The sequence below is a fragment of the Paenibacillus sp. 4624 genome, assembly GCF_050435065.1.
Lineage (GTDB): Bacteria > Bacillota > Bacilli > Paenibacillales > Paenibacillaceae > Paenibacillus > Paenibacillus amylolyticus_D.
The window spans coordinates 142,194-159,977 of sequence record NZ_JBNDJR010000013.1; the positions used below are offsets into that span (position 1 = coordinate 142,194).

Annotated in this window: 15 protein-coding genes; 8 read left to right on the plus strand and 7 right to left on the minus strand. The window is 48.4% G+C overall.

The genetic code is table 11. From position 1 onward, the window contains the following. Nucleotides 1-297 precede the first annotated feature (297 nt). Nucleotides 298-1,074, minus strand: coding sequence for a Crp/Fnr family transcriptional regulator (locus ABIE27_RS25840; protein WP_123065468.1), 777 nt, complete (start codon nucleotides 1,072-1,074; stop codon nucleotides 298-300). A gap of 286 nt (nucleotides 1,075-1,360) precedes the next feature. Between ABIE27_RS25840 and ABIE27_RS25845 the strand changes: the two genes are divergently transcribed. The 4 genes from ABIE27_RS25845 (at nucleotide 1,361) to ABIE27_RS25860 (ending at nucleotide 4,945) form a co-directional block, all read left to right on the plus strand. Continuing rightward, the gene (locus ABIE27_RS25845; RefSeq protein ID WP_429351873.1) at nucleotides 1,361-2,194 is read left to right on the plus strand and encodes a hypothetical protein; all 834 of its coding nucleotides are present in this window, start codon (nucleotides 1,361-1,363) and stop codon (nucleotides 2,192-2,194) included. 382 nt (nucleotides 2,195-2,576) lie between these two features. Continuing rightward, a complete protein-coding gene (locus ABIE27_RS25850) occupies nucleotides 2,577-3,002 on the plus strand; it encodes a GAF domain-containing protein (RefSeq protein WP_123065466.1) in 426 nt (141 codons plus the stop codon). A gap of 184 nt (nucleotides 3,003-3,186) precedes the next feature. After that, nucleotides 3,187-3,837 (plus strand): response regulator, encoded by a 651-nt coding sequence (locus ABIE27_RS25855; RefSeq protein WP_123065636.1) that lies wholly within the window; start codon nucleotides 3,187-3,189, stop codon nucleotides 3,835-3,837. Beyond that, complete coding sequence (locus tag ABIE27_RS25860) at nucleotides 3,830-4,945, plus strand: PAS domain-containing protein (protein ID WP_123065465.1); 1,116 nt, start codon at nucleotides 3,830-3,832, stop codon at nucleotides 4,943-4,945. The genes ABIE27_RS25855 and ABIE27_RS25860 overlap by 8 nt, the downstream gene beginning before the upstream one ends. Nucleotides 4,946-5,063: 118 nt before the next feature. On the opposite strand, the gene ABIE27_RS25865 is transcribed toward ABIE27_RS25860, so the two are convergent. Then, nucleotides 5,064-5,789, minus strand: a complete 726-nt coding sequence (locus tag ABIE27_RS25865; RefSeq protein ID WP_161556971.1) for a copper amine oxidase N-terminal domain-containing protein — start codon at nucleotides 5,787-5,789, stop codon at nucleotides 5,064-5,066. A 253-nt stretch (nucleotides 5,790-6,042) separates the two neighbouring features. Between ABIE27_RS25865 and ABIE27_RS25870 the strand changes: the two genes are divergently transcribed. Genes ABIE27_RS25870 through ABIE27_RS25880 form a run of 3 tightly spaced genes read left to right on the plus strand, consistent with a single transcriptional unit; the run spans nucleotide 6,043 to nucleotide 7,684 of the window. Beyond that, the gene (locus ABIE27_RS25870; protein ID WP_090918940.1) at nucleotides 6,043-6,537 is read left to right on the plus strand and encodes an Lrp/AsnC family transcriptional regulator; all 495 of its coding nucleotides are present in this window, start codon (nucleotides 6,043-6,045) and stop codon (nucleotides 6,535-6,537) included. A 12-nt stretch (nucleotides 6,538-6,549) separates the two neighbouring features. After that, the gene (locus ABIE27_RS25875; RefSeq protein ID WP_123065463.1) at nucleotides 6,550-7,137 is read left to right on the plus strand and encodes a chromate transporter; all 588 of its coding nucleotides are present in this window, start codon (nucleotides 6,550-6,552) and stop codon (nucleotides 7,135-7,137) included. Between the two features lies 1 nt (nucleotide 7,138). Further along, nucleotides 7,139-7,684: a chromate transporter gene (locus ABIE27_RS25880; RefSeq protein ID WP_123065462.1), complete on the plus strand. Its 546-nt coding sequence runs from the start codon at nucleotides 7,139-7,141 to the stop codon at nucleotides 7,682-7,684. 143 nt (nucleotides 7,685-7,827) lie between these two features. Here the strand turns inward: ABIE27_RS25880 and ABIE27_RS25885 are convergent, their stop codons facing one another. Further along, nucleotides 7,828-10,203: an Ig-like domain-containing protein gene (locus tag ABIE27_RS25885; RefSeq protein WP_123065461.1), complete on the minus strand. Its 2,376-nt coding sequence runs from the start codon at nucleotides 10,201-10,203 to the stop codon at nucleotides 7,828-7,830. Nucleotides 10,204-10,480: 277 nt separating this feature from the next. Between ABIE27_RS25885 and ABIE27_RS25890 the strand changes: the two genes are divergently transcribed. Beyond that, nucleotides 10,481-11,086, plus strand: coding sequence for a class I SAM-dependent methyltransferase (locus ABIE27_RS25890; RefSeq protein ID WP_123065460.1), 606 nt, complete (start codon nucleotides 10,481-10,483; stop codon nucleotides 11,084-11,086). Between the two features lie 322 nt (nucleotides 11,087-11,408). Here the strand turns inward: ABIE27_RS25890 and ABIE27_RS25895 are convergent, their stop codons facing one another. The 4 genes from ABIE27_RS25895 to ABIE27_RS25910 form a co-directional block, all read right to left on the minus strand. After that, nucleotides 11,409-12,545 (minus strand): glycoside hydrolase family 88 protein, encoded by a 1,137-nt coding sequence (locus ABIE27_RS25895; protein ID WP_429351874.1) that lies wholly within the window; start codon nucleotides 12,543-12,545, stop codon nucleotides 11,409-11,411. A gap of 83 nt (nucleotides 12,546-12,628) precedes the next feature. Continuing rightward, nucleotides 12,629-14,662, minus strand: a complete 2,034-nt coding sequence (locus ABIE27_RS25900) for a glycosyl hydrolase (RefSeq protein ID WP_123065458.1) — start codon at nucleotides 14,660-14,662, stop codon at nucleotides 12,629-12,631. Continuing rightward, nucleotides 14,655-16,976 (minus strand): hypothetical protein, encoded by a 2,322-nt coding sequence (locus ABIE27_RS25905; RefSeq protein ID WP_429351875.1) that lies wholly within the window; start codon nucleotides 16,974-16,976, stop codon nucleotides 14,655-14,657. Before ABIE27_RS25905 ends, ABIE27_RS25900 begins: the two co-directional genes overlap by 8 nt. Nucleotides 16,977-17,056: 80 nt before the next feature. Beyond that, on the minus strand, nucleotides 17,057-17,713 hold the full coding sequence (locus ABIE27_RS25910; RefSeq protein ID WP_123065456.1) for an SGNH/GDSL hydrolase family protein: 657 nt from the start codon (nucleotides 17,711-17,713) through the stop codon (nucleotides 17,057-17,059). Between the last annotated feature and the right edge of the window lie 71 nt (nucleotides 17,714-17,784).

Here is a 17,784-nt window from a genome sequence, read left to right on the forward strand (position 1 = left end):
TTTGTTCCATTTTGTTTTGTTCGTTCTGTTCTGTTTTGTTTTGTTCATTTTGTTTTGTTCATTTTGTTTTGTTCATTTTGTTTTGTTCATTTTGTTCTATTTCGTTCCGTTAGTTCCCTTTTGTCCTATACGTTCAATTTAGTTCCGTTTACGTTTTGTTCAGTGCCTTTCAGTTCCGTATCCGTTCAGTTCAATTCCGATTCGTCCGATTCATTCCGTTCTGTTCCGATCGCGTTCTCCCCACCCGTGCGTTCTCTCTAATTATCTGTTCTGCTATCTGAATCCACTGTAATTGCCCTACAGACGACACAGTTCTTTCGGGCAACTTGGGAACGAAGGGCATCCACACATGCAGCGGAGCGCAGCCATATCCCGGATCATTAATTTGCCGTCCATCATATCGAGGGTGCCCTGCTCTTTCCACGCTCCGAGCATACGTGTAACACTCTCCCGAGTCGCCCCGATCATCTCAGCGAGTTCTGTGTGGTTCAGCTTCATCTCCAGCACGATGCCATCTGGAACAATCTTGCCATACGTATTGCTGGCACGAATCAGCGTCGAAGCAAGTGCACCCGCTTTGCCGTAGAGCAGCAGGTCACGGAATCTCGACTGTGTAATTCGCTGTGCAAGTGCCATCCATTGCAAGAATTTCAGCGCAAGATCCCCATTTTTACTAATCACACTTTCGAGATCCGTCAGCGAGATGATAGCCAGTTCCCCTTTTTCAGCCATCTCTGCACTGTAACTGTGGTTCAATCCGCCAATACCGCCAAATTCACCGATCAGATCGCCACTTTGCTGAATCGACAGAATAATCTCTTTGCCATCTTCCGTCGATTTGGTCAACTTCACACGTCCCGAACGAATGTAGTACAGATATCCAGCTTCGTCACCTTCCAAAAAGAGGCTGTATCCCGACTTCACTTTTTTAGGCTGCATTTTCTCTTCGATCAGATCCCACTGCTCCGGTGTAACAAAAGACAGAATCCCACCTGTTCTCTGAGTCATCTTGCCCGCCTCCGTCTGTGCACGCTCTGCTTTTTGGGTGATTCTTTCCACAAATACTGTACCCATAACTTTCGTCCCCCTCGGTGATTCCTTATGTTTACATCATACCGTGAAAGAGTTCGAAAGGTTATCGGGGGATTACCTGATCTTTGCGGGGAAACTCCCCCAATTCGCTGTGAGAAAAGTCACATATCCCCATTAAAGGCCTCGTTTGCGAGTAATCCAATCTTGAATTGTCAATATTTCATGATAGTGCTAGCATACATTTAAACCCTTATAAGTCTTCATTCGTGTGAATCTTCAAATTTTCAAGTCTTTCATCTTATCCATATCCAGAACAGGAGGAAATCCTATGTTATCCCGTGATAATGACGTTTGGGAAAGACTATCTGGCCCGTATGGCTCAGCAAAACATGTACCCGGCTTGTTGCAACAACTGGAGCAGGAATTCAGCCAAGAGGTTTTTAACGATCTGTTTCAGGAATATCTGTTTCATCAAAATTCAATCTATACGGCTACCTACGCCGTCATGCCATTTCTGGCACATTACGCTTGTACGACATCCGATGTAGCGGTGCGCAAAGAACTGTTTATCCACTGCGGTATTATTGAAGCAAGCCGCGATGAGCAGCACCAAGCGCCATATCCACCATCCTGGACCGAGCTGGCCGATGTGGTGGGCAGTACTGTCTGCACGCAGATGTATATTGAATATCTAAAAGCGATCGACCAGCTCAGATCGCTGACAGAACAAGTGCTGACCGAAGCTGCTGAGCTATCCACAGATGATACGGAGAAACGTTACATCCTCATTGCGGATGCTGCATTCCGCGAATCCTATCCTGTCGCGAATATGCTGATGACATTTTCGGAAGGGGATGAGTATGTAGCTGAGTGCCCAGCTTGCGAAAATGAAGTGTACATATGGCCTGACGAAAATCATGCTGCGCCTCTGAAAGCTTATGCAGAAGATCCTGTTTTTCAACCTGATCAGGAGGCTCAAGCCATTATTCCAGCTTCTTCATGGACAGATGAGGAGACACAAGTTTTAGCAGAACGGACAGCAAGGATCGGAGAACAGACACTAGCCGCACATCTGCCCTATCTGGCAGGCAAAACAACATGTCCCTCTTGCCATGAGAATATCGCAGTATGGCCGGCATTACTGAGCACATTTACAATGTAGAAAACAGATACGTGTACATTTTCTGATCTGCATGAGAGTCTTCCTAGATATATAACGTATTCCAGAATACACATTCAAACGAGACAGTTGGCTGATTGCCGGCTGTTTTTTCATTCTTATGCTCCTCGGAGTGATCCGGTGCCCACGTTCAGCAGTTTCCAGAAGGGAAATAGGGGTTTTCCCTGAATTACAAGGCTGACGAAACAGTCTACAATAGAACTAACATCGGAATAACCTGATTGTAAACTGATTTTCTCATCCAACGCACCTTGAGTTCAAGGCTACCCATATGTTGTGACAACGATGAACGACCACGATAATGAATGAAACGTAACGAGTGAAGAACAGATCATCATATGATTTGAAAAAGGAAGTGTCCCTCATGCATGATGAAGTCTCATCTGCCGTTCAGGAGATGATGAGCGGCCTGTGTCAGAGCACCGCCGGCGATTTTTGCGGAATGGCTTGTGTGTCTGGATCAATGCTGCGCTGGAAATATACCTTCGGGGCAACCAATGAACGTGTCAAACGCATGGCTATGCGCCCTGGACAAGATCTGGTAGGCACGGCGATACGAACCGGACGCACGGTTATGCTGGATGAGCAGTCCCGTGGAGAATATATCCCGGACCGCTGCCCGCTTATGCTTGCTGAACGACTCGTATGTGCTATAGCCGTGCCCATGTTCAAGGATGGTGGTCTGCCCAATGGTGTATTGCTGGTGGGAAGCAGAACCCCTTGCACGTTTTCCCCCGAGATGGTTGTACAAACCGAGCAAACCGCCAGACAATTGGAACAATATGCATGAGCAGATTAAGGAAGCAGAATTTAATTGCATTCATGGGATTGTTGCTTATTTTTTCTTCTATCAACCATGTATGCCTGATGTTTAAAACACGCAATAAGAGACTTTTCGGAGATTCCCCCTCTGAAAAGCCTCTTTTTTTGGTATGATGGAGACAGATGATGGAATCGGACAGGGGGAAATGAATGTGATTCGACTGTTAGTTGTGGACGACCATGTGGTTGTACGCTCTGGGCTAATCGCCCTGCTTGAAGGTAAGAACGATATACATATCGTTGGCGATGCAGCGGATGGTGACGAGGCTATTGCCAAAGCACAGGAGGTGAATCCCGATGTCGTTCTGATGGATTTCAGTATGCCTCCGGGCAAGGATGGATTGACCGCTACGGCGGAGTTAAAAAAGCTAATGCCGGATGTATCGATTTTAATTCTTACGATGCATGATGATGAGGAATACCTGTTCCGTGCCATCCATGCGGGAGCCTCCGGGTATATCCTCAAAAGCGCGCCACACGAGGAATTGCTGGCTGCCATTCGTTCTGTAGCCGATGGAAGCGCCTACCTCTATCCAAGTGCAACCAAACGATTAATGAGCGAGTATCTGGACAAAGCAAAGCAGGAAAATGCCGGGCCATACGATACACTCTCTGATCGGGAAAAAGAGATTTTATCCTGGATTGCCAAAGGATACGCCAATAAGGAAATTGCCGAGCATCTGGTTATCAGTGTCAAAACGGTGGAATCCCACAAAAGCAATCTGATGGAAAAGCTTGGCCTGCGCACCAGACCGGAACTGGTAAAGTTTGCGATGAAAAAGGGGCTGTTGAACTTTGAGTAAGCCACGCAAAAACAGACTCAGCGGATTAGCTGACCAACCTGTTCAGCTCCTACTCAGCGAAATTGACAGGCACATCTCGGATGATGAATTCCGAAGCAAACTGAAAGGTTCGCTGCATCAACTTAGTGATTTGAAGTTTGCACTCGACGAATCTTCTATTGTAGCGCTGACGAATCGTTTAGGTAAAATTCAGTACGTGAACGATAAATTCTGCGAAATTTCACAATACAACCGTGAAGAGCTCATTGGTCAGGATCACCGGATTATTAACTCAGGTTACCATGGTAAAACCTTTATGAAGACGTTATGGGACACGATTTCTGCTGGCAAGGTGTGGAATGGCGAGATTCGGAATCGTGCGAAAGACGGCAGTTATTACTGGGTGAATACCACGATTGTGCCTTTCCTCGATAACGATGGTGAGCCATATCAGTATTTAGCCGTGCGCAGTGAGGTGACCAAGCTGAAACAAGTGGAGGCTGAGCTGCAGCAGATGATGTCGCAAGTCATGAACATTCAGGAAGAAGAGCGGCGGCGCATCTCTCGTGACCTTCATGACGGGATTGGACAAAGCCTGTTCTCTCTCGTGATTCAGATGGATCGCCTACTGGCAGATCAAGCAAACCCGGGTGTAGAAGCACTACGGAAACAGGTTACCGGCATTATGGAAGATGTTCGCGGTATGGCTTGGGAACTGCGGCCGTCTGTGCTGGATGATCTGGGTGTCGTTCCTGCAATTCGAACCTATATCGAGAACTATAACCGCCATTACGGTATCGAGGTTACTCTCGAATGCAATTTGCGCAAACGGCTCGCGATGAACCGGGAGATCGCCATCTATCGCATCATCCAGGAAGCCCTAACCAATGTAGCCAAATATGCTGACGTTGCCGAGGCACAAGTGACCGTAGAAGATACGGAAGAGCTCACGCTCGTTGTTATTGAAGATCAAGGTGCCGGATTTAACGACGCTACTGCGGGCAATGGTGTTGGACTATTCAGCATGGAGGAACGTGCAAGGGGAGCAGGCGGTACGCTGCGTGTATCGTCGGAACCCGGCGAAGGAACTACGGTTACGCTACTGCTGCCTAAGACAGTGCTTGTATAAGGGCTACCATTTTACATTCTAAAGAGATCATATAAACCAAACCATGATTGCGACTTATTTTCATCTTATAGATTAAAGAAACAGAGGTGGTAGCTAACCATCTCTGTTTCTTTGGCATCTAGCTACTTGGTTCCGTCCATTTAGACTCTTCTAGCATAAATCCAGAAAAAACACGTTGAACACTTACCGGAACAGTTTTCACGACTTCCCGTTTGGTAACTACGTAATCCATCTTTCCTCCAGTCGAGACGGTTGTTCCATTATCTACGTATGGAGCCAGTCTGACCGTTAGATCCCAATACTCAACTCTTAATTCATCTCCTCCTGCTTGAATACCCACTCTAACTGAATACTCCGGTGTCTGACCATTTTTTTTAAGAGTTTTCATATCCAAAATCTTGGTAGATAACATCGTTGGCCCCATAGAGAAGTGAACTTGTTTCAAGCGATCCACATCCATATTGAGTGTTGATTTCTCCAGAAGATCTTCAATTCCCGTATCCATTCCAGCCATGAAAACTTGTACTGTATTATTAATACCTGCTAATCCAAAGGGCCCAATATCCTTCATGTTCTCATCCCACACATTTTCGTAAGGGATACCTGTTGTATCGATGGAAACTGTTTGGGTTTTATCATTCCACGCGACCGATGCTCCCAGCGCTTTAGACACAGAACTGAGTGGAACCATGACACGGTTATTAACCATCTTGGGAGCTACATCCGTTTGTAGTTGGGTTCCATTCACATTCAATTTAATCATTCCTGCTGCGTATGCCGAACCCAGCACCCCTGACATTACTGCAACCGTAGTTAAGACTGAGAACATAATCTTTTTTCTCATATCATTGACCCTCCTCCTATTCATCAATAAAAACACGTAACACTTGGAAAAGTTACACTTCTAATCTTCTTTTATTTAATGATTACTTATAGGCATGCCACTTTAACAAGTATACATGCGACAAAATGAAGGTACTCTCTCATATATTTTTAACAATATCCATAAAACCTGTTGACTTAGGTTACGTTTCGTCTTTAAACTATGAATGCTGTAATGATACTCCATACAGGAAAACGTAAAGGATGGTTTAAACATGTCTCACAAACGTTCCTCCAAAGGCGGAGAAATTCCGCAAATGTACAATCTGGACGAGATGGATCGCAAAATCATCGCCGCGCTCCATGAGAACAGCCGGATTTCCTATACAGACCTGGGTACACAGATCGGACTATCCCGCGTGGCCGTTCAAGCTCGCATCAATGCATTATCGGAAAAAGGAATCATTGAACGATTCACCGTTGTCATTAATCCAGGCAAGGTTGGGCTGCAGGTCTCTGCCTTTTTTAATGTCGATGTGGAACCGCGATTCCTGGATGAAGTTGCGGAGATGCTGGATGATGAGCCAGCGGTGACCAGCCTCTATCATATGACAGGCCCAAGTACCCTGCATATGCACGGTATTTTTGCTGATATGGAAGAGATGGAGCAGTTTATACTGGAGAAACTCTACAAGATGCCTGGCATCGTCAAAGTGGAATCACAGCTGCTCTTAAAACGATATAAAAGCCGCATGGGCATGAGACTCTAGGAGGATATCAGCATGAGTTGGAAAGATTACAACGGTCTCGTGGTCGGCATGGTACGAACCGGAATTTTGGGATATGGCGGCGGCCCCTCGGTTATTCCGCTAATCCGTTATGAAGCCGTTACCCGGTACAAGTGGGTCAGCGACGATGAATTCGGCGAGATTCTGGCGATTGCCAACGCCCTGCCCGGACCTATTGCAACCAAAATGGCTGCCTATCTTGGCTATAAAACGAAGGGTGTTCTAGGCGCTATTGTGTCCGTACTCGCTCATATATTGCCGACAAGCATCGCAATTATTGCTCTGCTCGGTTCAATGTACGCCCTGCGTGAATCCAAGATTGTCGCAGGTATGGTAGCAGCCGTGCGGCCTGTCATTTTTGTGATGCTTGGTATGATGGCTTATGAATTTGCGATGAAAGCCTGGAAAGGCTTGGGTAAGTGGTTTGCTATTTTATTCGGTGTGATTGCCTTTGCAGCATTACAGTTACTCAATATTCATCCGGGACTGGTGATTACAGTGTTCCTAGCCTATGGTTTCTTCCATTTCGGGCTGGTGCAGCGTGTAAAATCCAAAGGTAACTCCGACAAGGAGGTATCGTAGGATGCTTCAGACATGGTGGGAATTATTTTGGGGATTTTTCGTAGCGAACATCCTCGGATATGGGGGCGGCCCCGCTTCCATTCCATTGATGCAGGAAGAGATTGTGAATCACTACCACTGGATGACAACCGAGCAGTTCGGTGATGTACTGGCGATCGGCAATGCGCTCCCAGGCCCGATTGCCACGAAAATTGCTGCGTTTGTCGGATATCACGTCGCAGGCTGGTTTGGTGCGTTAATCGCCAGCTTCGCTACCGTTGTACCGTCGGCAGTTGCACTTATTCTACTACTTCGTTTGTTGAACAAACACCGGACTTCACCTAAGGTCAAAGGTATGACTCTGCTTGTGCAGCCGGTGATCGCTGTGCTCATGATTCTACTCACTTGGGAATTCGGTCAAGTATCCACGGACTCCATCGGCATCTGGCAGACGCTTATTATTGCAGGCATCTCCCTCTGGGTCATGACCAAAACCAAGCTGCACCCGGCAATTCTTATCCTTATTGCCTTTGCCTATGGTGCTCTGGTACTGTCACATACGATGTGACCAATTAGATCGCTAATTTAACTTATTTGTGAATTCGGGAAAACGTATGTTTTCAAATCTGGATGTTACTCAAAAAGGTGATATCAGCTTGAATGCTGATATCACCTTTTTGACATTTACTATTTCTAATCCGTATGCCAACCTTACTTGTCCTCAACCACAACGTTGACCTTTGTTTTTACCCCTGCATAGGAGATTGTAATGGTCGCTTTACCTTTACCATTCGCTTGAATGATACCATCTTTTACGGAAGCCGTCGCAATGCGGGAAGAAGTCCACAGTGCTGGTTTGGACACATTGGCTTCACTTCCATCCATATATGTTGCGGTGGCGACTACGGTTGCCTTATCGCCAACTTTCATCGTCAACGTGACTTTATCCGTCTGTAAATACTTCAATGTATCTACATCCAGCGCAATTGTAACCGTTTTGCTGCCGTACTTCGCAGTGATTCTTGCTTTACCTGAGCTCAGTGCCTTCACTTTGCCTTTGGTCACTTGAGCCACTTTGTAACTGTTTGTTTTCCACTCTGCTTTGTCTGTAACATCCCGCTCACTGCCATCACTCAAAGTAGCAATCAACTTCAAATCTACAGTGTCACCTGATTTCAGGGAAAGAACTGGTTCGGATGCTTCAATCCGAGAAATGACATCGACTTCAACCTGAATTGTGATTTTCTGTGAGCCGTATTCAGCGGTGATATTAGCTTTACCACTGCTATTACCCGTGATTACACCTTTTTTCACATCGGCTACACGGGCATTGCTCGATTTCCAAGTCGCATCGGCTGTGACGTCTTTCGTATTACCGTCCCCATCCGTACCTGTAAGGACAATGGCTTGAGTTTCTTTTGCCGACAGCACGACAAAGTTCACATCCGCTTCCAGTCCGCTCGCCATGCCTACTTCTACAGGCAGTGTCAACGTTTTTCCTTCGATTTTAGCCGTAATCGTCGCTTTGCCTGTCGCTACACCCGTAATACTCCCTTTGCTGTCTACCTCAGCGATTTTCTCACTGCTGCTGCTCCACGTTGCACTGTCGGATACGTCCTTGGAAGTTTCACCGTATACGGCAAGCACTTTGGCAGAGGTGGTTCCGCCAACAGCAACGGTTGCTTTCTTTTTATCCATCTCATACTTGTCAGGCACATCTACGTTTACCGTAAATTTCACCGTTTTTCCGCCATATGCTGCGGTAATTGTAGCTGTACCAGATTTGTAGGCGATCAGTTCACCACCAGAGGATACATATACAATATCAGCATTGCTGGACGTCCATGTCGCTTTGGACGTAACGTCCTCCTTGCTGGCGTCAATATATTCAGCATTCGCTGTCAGTTGTTTCGTTTTGTTGTCACCGGTAACGCTCATGGCAAGTTTGTCGGTAATATCTTTGATATCCAGATATCTTGCCGTATCGACATCAACGGCGATTTCTACCGTTTTGCCACTGTACGCGGCCTTAATCGTTGTTGATCCTGCGCCTGCTGCCGTAATCTGGCCTTTGAACACCGTAGCCACTTGCTCATTGCTGGATGTCCATGTTGCCTGATCCGTTACATTCACATCACTACTGTTTGGATATGAAGCCGTAACCGCAACCGTAGCCGTTTTATTGGTATCGCTTAAACGGAAGAAGATGCTCTGTTTCGCTACGCTCAACTTGCTCGTCTGATCAACGTCTACATCTATGGATACCGACTTGGTACCGTATTTACCTGTAATTTTGGCGGAACCTGCTAAATAACCTGTAATATTGCCTTTCAGTACATCTGCAACCTTTTCGTTACTCGATGTCCATTCTGCAAGATTCGTTACATCCTTGGTGGTTCCATCTGGGTAAGTAGCTGTTAATTTCACGCTTTCCTGTTGCTTCAGCAGCAGGTTAATCTGATTTTTGTCCACATCCACACGTTTGACCACTTCCACACTGACGTCAACCGCTACACTCTGACTGCCCAGCTTGGCTGTGATCACTGCTGTTCCTGCGCTTTGACCTGTTACTTTACCGTTGACAACGGTAGCAACTTTCTCATCACTTGTCGACCATTCAGCACTGCTGGCCGCCTGCGCATTCGTTGAATTATCACTATACGTTGCAGTCAGCACAATATCCTTGGTATCCCCTGTACGGAGATCAAGATCTTGCACATTTTTAGAAAGGGCTTTGACTTTCTTTGTCACTTTGATTTGAATAGGCTGACTTTGCCCCTGATATGCCACCGTAACTGTGGCTGTACCTTCTTTTTTGGCTGTTATTGAACCATTATATGCAGATGCTACCGAAGCATCACTGCTTGTCCAGGATGAACTGATCGTAACGTTTGCCGAGGTATTATCTGAATATACCCCCGTTACGGTAACTGACCCGGAATCGCCAACTTCGAGCGACATTTCATTTTTGGAAACCACAATTTTGGACAGTTCTTTCTCTGCCGCAGTGGCCAAGCCTACGTTGGAAATACTCAGCATCAACACCAGCATCATCACCATGTACTTGGTCAATCTTGGCTTTAACATCATTTCCCTCCGATTAATCGTCAATTTTTTCCTACTCTAATTAATGTCGGCAAGAACTTTCCGGATGTTTAGACTTTCAGGAAATTTTCAGGTAATTATATGGAAATTCATACTATAGTCTCATCTATCATCTACGATAGACGCCATGCGAACACGTAGTGGAGGAAAAGTTGCCGATTTGCTAAGTCTAATTCATAACGATTCCCGCTGCGCATAACCTGAATATAAGGCTTATGATCTTACGCAACGTCATTTTTGAGTATCGGGGGAAATCGGTGTGAATCAGTCATTTGATTACATCCATTATTGGGAGCAGACTTATTCTTCGGGTAATACATCGGGCAGAGGTTCATATGGTGTGCTGGCGGAATTCAAAGCTGAGGTGGTCAATGCGTTAATCCAGCGCGAAGGGATTCATCGGGTCATCGAATTCGGCTGCGGAGATGGAAACCAGTTGAACTATATGAACTATGGCGAATACCTGGGCATGGATGTGGCATCCTCGTCTATAAAACAATGTGCTTCGCTATATGCCAGCGATCCTTCCAAAAGTTTCATGGTGTACACACCGGGCCTATGGGTCAATCGCGGTTTTCTCCAAGCGGATCTAACCGTGTGTCTGGATGTACTGTATCATATTACAGATGAAACGGACTTTCGGGCTACGCTAAGTGATGTTCTCCATGCTTCAACTCAATGGGTAGTGCTCTATACAAGGCTGAAGGAGCAAGGAAATAATGGCGTGCAGACCATACAAGATCGGAATCTGTTCCACTATCTATTTGATTATCCCGAATTCAAAGTGCATGAGATCATTCGCCAGCGATATCCCGAGCAGTCCTCTGCCGACTTTGTCATTCTGAGACGTTCGCCGGCGAAGTGAGTTCACTTTCTGTAAATACATATAGAGAAAACAACATAAATAACCGCCCTATGCAGGGCGGTTGACTAGGGGGTGTCTTGAAAGCTACTGAAGTGCATCTTTTACCCCTTTTTCGCCCCCTGCTACGTCACTTCCCCTTGACGTGCCCCGGCACGCCTGCGGGAAACTTCCTGGCTTGGAACGAAAATTCGGCAAAATCTGCTTTCTTCAGCGTTTTCAGACACGCCCTAGATTGTCATCGTTCCCTATGTCATTTCTTATCTTCGGATAAGACATAACCATGAGAACGGCATCTAAATTCTTCTGCTCTGAACGTCTTCCGTTAAAATAACCCCTCGTATCCACGCAGCTTCGCCAGCGCCTCCATATAGAAGTAATCGCCGTAAATAATCGGCACATTGATTCCCCGGCCTTCCGGATAATGCACCGTTCCCTGCATAATCAGCCCTTCCTCCGCTACAGATTCAGCAGGGCTGTAGCGCTCATACAAGCCGCGGACGATCCTCTCTCCCGCGGCGGCGTAGGTTGGCCCGCGTGGCGACAGCTTCGCGAGCTCGAACAGGCCGCTTGCGGCAATCGCCGCAGCGGACGAGTCCCACGCCGCCCGATGCTCCGCAGGCGCGCGAAAATCCCACACCGGCACGATGTCTTCGCCAAGCATGGCGAGGAAGAAATCGGCCGCCCGTTCCGCTGTCTCCAGATATCGGGCTTCGCCCGTATACCGGAAAGACAGCGCAAACCCGTGCAACGCCCAGGCGGTGCCCCGCGCCCAGGCGGACCCGGGAGCATGGCCTTGGCCGCCATGCTCCCGCAACTTCTGCCCCGTGTGTGGATCAAACTCCACCACGTGGCAGATGGACCCGTCAGCGCGGGCGAATTCGCGCGCCACGGTGTCCGCATGCGCTTCCGCCAGCCATCGGAAGCGAGGATCGCTGCTCTGCTCGGATGCCCAGTAGAGCAGCGGCAGGTTCATCATGCTGTCAATGATGGCAACGCCGCGCGTGTCCATCATCGACGAGCGGAAGTTCCATGCGCGGATGAACTCACCGCGCACGTGAAAGCGGGCAGCGAGCAGATTCGCGGCAAGCATGCCGCGGCGACGCCCATCCTCGCTGCCCATCTGGCGATACCTGGCTACGCCGCTAAGCAGCCAGACGAAACCCAGATCGTGATCCACCAGGTCTGGATCACGCAGACAATCTTCGAGCTGCCGCTCACAGCTAGCCGCGATACGCTGCAGATCGGCGGCCGCTTCATGCTGTGGATCATCCCGGTACACCAGCCACAACAGTCCGGGCCAAAAACCGGCTGTCCACCATTCCGGATCATTTTTGTCGTACACACCCTGCGGTGAAATATGAGGAAAGGTATCCTGGATTCGTTTCGCATTTCGAATCGTCTTGTGAACCCCTTGCTGCCATGCTTCCTCCAGCCACGTTGCCGATGTTGAGGTATTCATGATCATGTCCCTCCTGTTCCTATATGAGATCGCCCGCGTATACATCATGAAATGGATAATAACTAGACTGCTTCCGGACTTCCTTAGATGCGTCCCAATCGAATAGTGAATGTCAGCTGCTGTGCATCATAAACTTCCATTCGTGCCTGCTTTAACAGCCCGTTGCGTGAAGCCACTTCCTGTGGACTCAGCTGAATCACCGCTTTTGCATCTTGAATTGTCGATTCAACGTACGCTCCAAGGTATTCTGTGCGCACACTATGCTCCGTATAGGTAATCACAGCCTGCTCCCGACCATCGCTAAACATCAGTGGGATCACAGCCCCCACCGCCTCAATCTCACCCTCGAATGTATACGTCACCATCAGTTCATCTGCTTGCTGCACATAACGGGTAATTATAGAGCGCATCCCAGGTAAAGGGCCCGTCCAGATGACCTCGAAATCATTCTCTTCATGGTTCAACGTGGCTTCCTCAGCAGTTCTCCCCGTAGCTTGCTCGGCAGCTGTTCTCGCAGCTAGCTCAGTAGGGCTCTTCACAATATTCGAACTAACTGCTGTCACGGTTTCTTGTAGCTCATTTTCTGCCGAACTCTCACCCGTCCGGGTCGCCACTTTAAACAGGATTGAACCGCCACCGTTTGCCGGATCTATTCCCGCATCACGGTCATACGTACTACCTGATGGTATACCCTCAGCCAGACTATGCCACACCCCATCCGTTGTCTTCCAAGCGGGGCAATAACTCAAAGGCCGCACAACACCTTCAGCAAATTCTGTAAATCCTGCCTGTACATGACCGGCTGCGGACGGGCCTATTAATCCCGGCAGACCTGCCTGTTGCACTCGTACCAGCCCTGGGATCGTATACGGGTCATTCAGCGCAGTGTGCAGAACCAGCTGCTGACCTGGCACAGAGGCCAGCACGGTTTCGAACCAGCCGTCCGCCTGCAGTACCCTGTTTCCAATCTCGGAGGGAAGATAGAATTGCACAATCCCCTCATCTGAATCACGAAGACAGGCATGTGCCAGCGCAGCTGCCGTCCATAGATTGTAACAGGTGTGATTGGTGTATACTTCGTAGCCGTGACGTTTCTCAGGCGCATATTCGTTGCGTACAATTTTCAAACGTCCATCCGGCATCAGCCAGCGCTCTACGGCTTCAAAACAACGATTTGCCGCTCGTGCAAACGCCCCGGCCATTACAGAATCCCCAGCCTGCATCGCCAGCTTGGCGTGCACCGAGCAAACATATGCCGCCGCTGCTTCATTCCATTGGTGCTGAGAGCTGCGACCACGCGGCGGTATTTCTCCCAGCGGAGACAACATCAACAATGAGCTGAACGCACCATGATTCAATCTCTCTCGTAATGCATCCGCGACCGCCCCTTCGTAACCTCCATCAAGCATCACTTCAAGATGATAGCGGGTAGCGATATCATAGGAAAATGGACAATTCGGTCGATCCAGCGGGCCGTCCTGATACAGACCAAGCGGGGTAAACCGCGGCAGATGATATGCTTCCAGATAACGATCCATCCAAGTTGTATCCTCACTCGCAAGGTGTTCGCTCCATCGCAGATACTCACCCGAGATCATAATGGCATTCCAGTTAATCATGCGATTGGCATTATTCATCTTACTCATCGTAAATACATAATCATTCTCGGGATCAATCGTCCGAAGTGCCTCAGCCCAGATGGCTGCCTGATCGGGTCGATAAGACCTTAGCATCATGTATGCCCGCATCATCAGTACAGGGAAAAAATCCGGATGATTGTCTGGGGCACTCCCGCTTGCCACCGCATCAATGCTATATGACAGAGCTGCCGATGCGGAATCCAGCAGCTCGATGTGCCCTGCATCCACCAGTACTGCAGCTGCCATAGCATAGGCTGGTGTGGAGTAGTACCGTTCCATGCCTGAGTACGGATCGATAATTGCACCATGACTATCCTGATATTTGGTGTAAGCGCAAACAATTTGTTTGACGAGAGCCAGCTTGCGCTCCCTGCTCCAGCCATCTGCCGATGCGGAACCAGCCTCTGCTGCCAAAGCACGATACTTTTCAAGTTCATTTTTCCATGGATATGTCGCTGTGGCTGTATAACTACTCACGTGGACTCACCTCGGCTTCTCCTTGATGGGGTTCAACAATAAAATCAACCTGACATACAATCTCTAGCGGAGCAACGTTGGAGGTTTCTACCGTTTCTGCGCTTTCTAGGATTTTCGAATTTTCCGACGCCTCTAACGCATCTTCAACTCTTTCATTCTCAACTCTTCCATCCTCGCCCTTTGTCGCTGTAACTCCGTTCCCTTTCCAAATAAGTGATGTACGATAAAATGTAACAGGCACTTGGTCATGATCCACGGTATGCACAGCTTCTGTCTGCACCCGCCACTGGACAGCATCATATATCATGTACAAATGAGCCTGCGAAGCCTGCCACCGAAGCCTGCCTTCCTTTTCTATCACCGGGCGTATCCGGCTTATCCAGCGCTCAACGACTTGTGATTCAACATATGACTCGTTCAACGAAGACTTCGCAACATCAGCTTCTGTGTCCATCTTCCATTGGAATTTGTCTATAATCCGCAAGGTTGCCATATCTACATGCACACCCGTATCCATAGCCACCGTCACGTCCAAGTTCACATCCATAGCGTAATCGACATCAACTTGCCGATCCGTACTCCTGATCCGTTCCACCAAATCAACTGGATCGGGGGGATTCTCCGTACTACAACCCCTACCGCCTCTTTCCTTAATTCCTGTGATCCTGTTCATACCATCACGATCTTGTCCGACCTTCCAGCTCAGATGGCGTGTGTACCGGTGCAATGCTGCTGTTTCGGGATATGCATGCGTCAGATCCAAACAAGCCTGCATTTCACTTCCATCTGGCTCAAGCCTGAATTCCAGCAACTTGGCTTCAGCCTCTCTACCCGAACGCTGCTCGCAACCTCCAATCAAGGGCACGTTATGCCCAGCAGATGAGATATGAAATAACTGCTCACGCCCTGGAGCAAAATAAGCCTGCGTGTACACCCCTGCTCCAGGGTCACACAGTATATTTTCGCCACCGCAATGGATAATCACTTGTCCCAGATCATTATGGTTATGGGGTTCATCATTATGACCGCCTTTAAACGAACACGCCACCTGAATCCACTCCCGGTCTGAACACCGTCTGCTCGTCTCTACCCATACATTCGTAGGCATATGAAGGGCATGTTTGGCAACCATCCATTCCAGCTGTTGAAAAATAAACCCTCCATTCGCCCGCCTAGCCGTTTCTCCATGTATACGTTCATATACCGCCGGATCGCTCCACATCACGTTCCGTAACAGATGGGCCCAGCGACGACAAGGATCGTCTGTCAGCTGAGGAATCCGCAGAGGCAAATCCACTTCCATTCCGAAACGTACAGCTAACAGAGACAGCAACCCCGAAGGTATCTCCTCATACTCCGAGCTATCCGAATAATTGATAAATGTACCGCCCGACAGATGGATTCGCAGCGGAAATGCCGCTATCGCCGCTATTTTGGAACCTTGCAGCAAGTCCAACGCTCCCTCTGTGTAGTCCAGTAACATCTCGGCATAATAGACGTAATATCCGAAGCCATACACCCAGTACCCAATTCCTTCAGCACAGCCGCCGTCCTCGCCATACCCGCTCAAGAATGCCTTCATACAGTCGATTGTCTGTCTGGTGGACTCCAGCAACATCGCCTGATCCTCCAGCAATAACATAGCAGCCATGCCGCAGCATCCCCCACAGACAGCAGACCAGTTGTGCTCTGCTGTCTGCCAGTGATATGCCCTCTTCTCCCTGTATAACGGCGTAAAGATACGTCGCTCCGCCTCTAGAAGTATCCGTTCAACAATTAGAGAATCGAGATGATGACGATGAAGTACTACAATCTCCGCAAGCATATGTACCGTCTCTGCGGCGAAGAGGTCAATATTGCCTCCCACATGCTCCGCCTCCCCCGTTCCCAGATGTGCCGGAAGACACCACGTATATTCATCACATACCGCCCACAACATCTCTTCGAGAGCATGAACCATATGAGGGGCGTCAGAATCGAGAGCAAGCATGGCAACGGCTGCTAATCTACCGCGCCTTTCGAAGTAAACCTGCTCGTATGCTTTGCGGTCTCCCGCCCTGCCGAACTGTCGAAACAGGTGAAATGTCAGAAGAGGCAACGGTTCTCGTAATGCCTGCTCTCCATACCTTCGTAAATCGGTGAGCATCTCAGCGAACTCGGGCCGGAACAACTTTTCCCGAAGCTCATCAGCCTTAATTCCTGCACCATCTTGACCATGATTTTGTTTGTTCATGTTACCAAACACCTGCCTGATCCGTTGTTCGTCTAGCCAGTCGAGTACCCCAGATTCATCTACAGCGTGTCTTAAGCGCATTTCATGATGTTCGTTTCCAATTTCGTGATCAGAGCCTTGCAAAGGATTCACCACGCTTCACTAATGGAGTTTAAAATAAGCTACACAATAGCAAGTGGAGATTGCTGCACCACAGACAACCACTGACGAGCAATTAACTCATGACCTGCCGCAGTAGGATGAACGCCATCCCACAACCAGTATGAAGCATCGGCTTGCTCCAATGCCGCATTGAACGTTTGCTGAAGCGGAACCCATACCGCTCCGTAGTGCTCGGCCATTTCCCGAACCTGTTGCTGGTATTCAGCCATAAGCTTTTCCCAGCCCTCCCATTGGTCCAGCGTCGCCCCCGTCTTCAAAATAAAAGGCTCCATCAGCACAAGCCCGGTATCCGGTATAACTTCCCGTGTTTCCTCCAGCAAGTGACGATACGCCCGGGCAAAACGATCTGTATATCCTCTTGGTTCATCATTCATGAAACGCCAGGCATCATTAACCCCAATCAGGATACTGATCAGATCCGGTTTCAGACTATATGTGTCTTCATTCCAGCGTGCGTACAGATCGGATGCCCGATTTCCGCTTATGCCTCGGTTATAGAACGTTTTGTGCTTACTCGCCAATTCCATGCCCAGTCTGCTTGAGATCAAATACGCATACCCGTGACCAAGAACATGATTCAGATCCTCATTCCGTGATCTTCCTCCGTCGGTAATGGAATCCCCTTGAAACAAAATCGTCGATGGACTTGGTTTCATCTTAGACATCGTTCCTTTCGCTCAAAATAGATGATGAAATGCTGATGATTTATCCATGGCTGCAACAGACG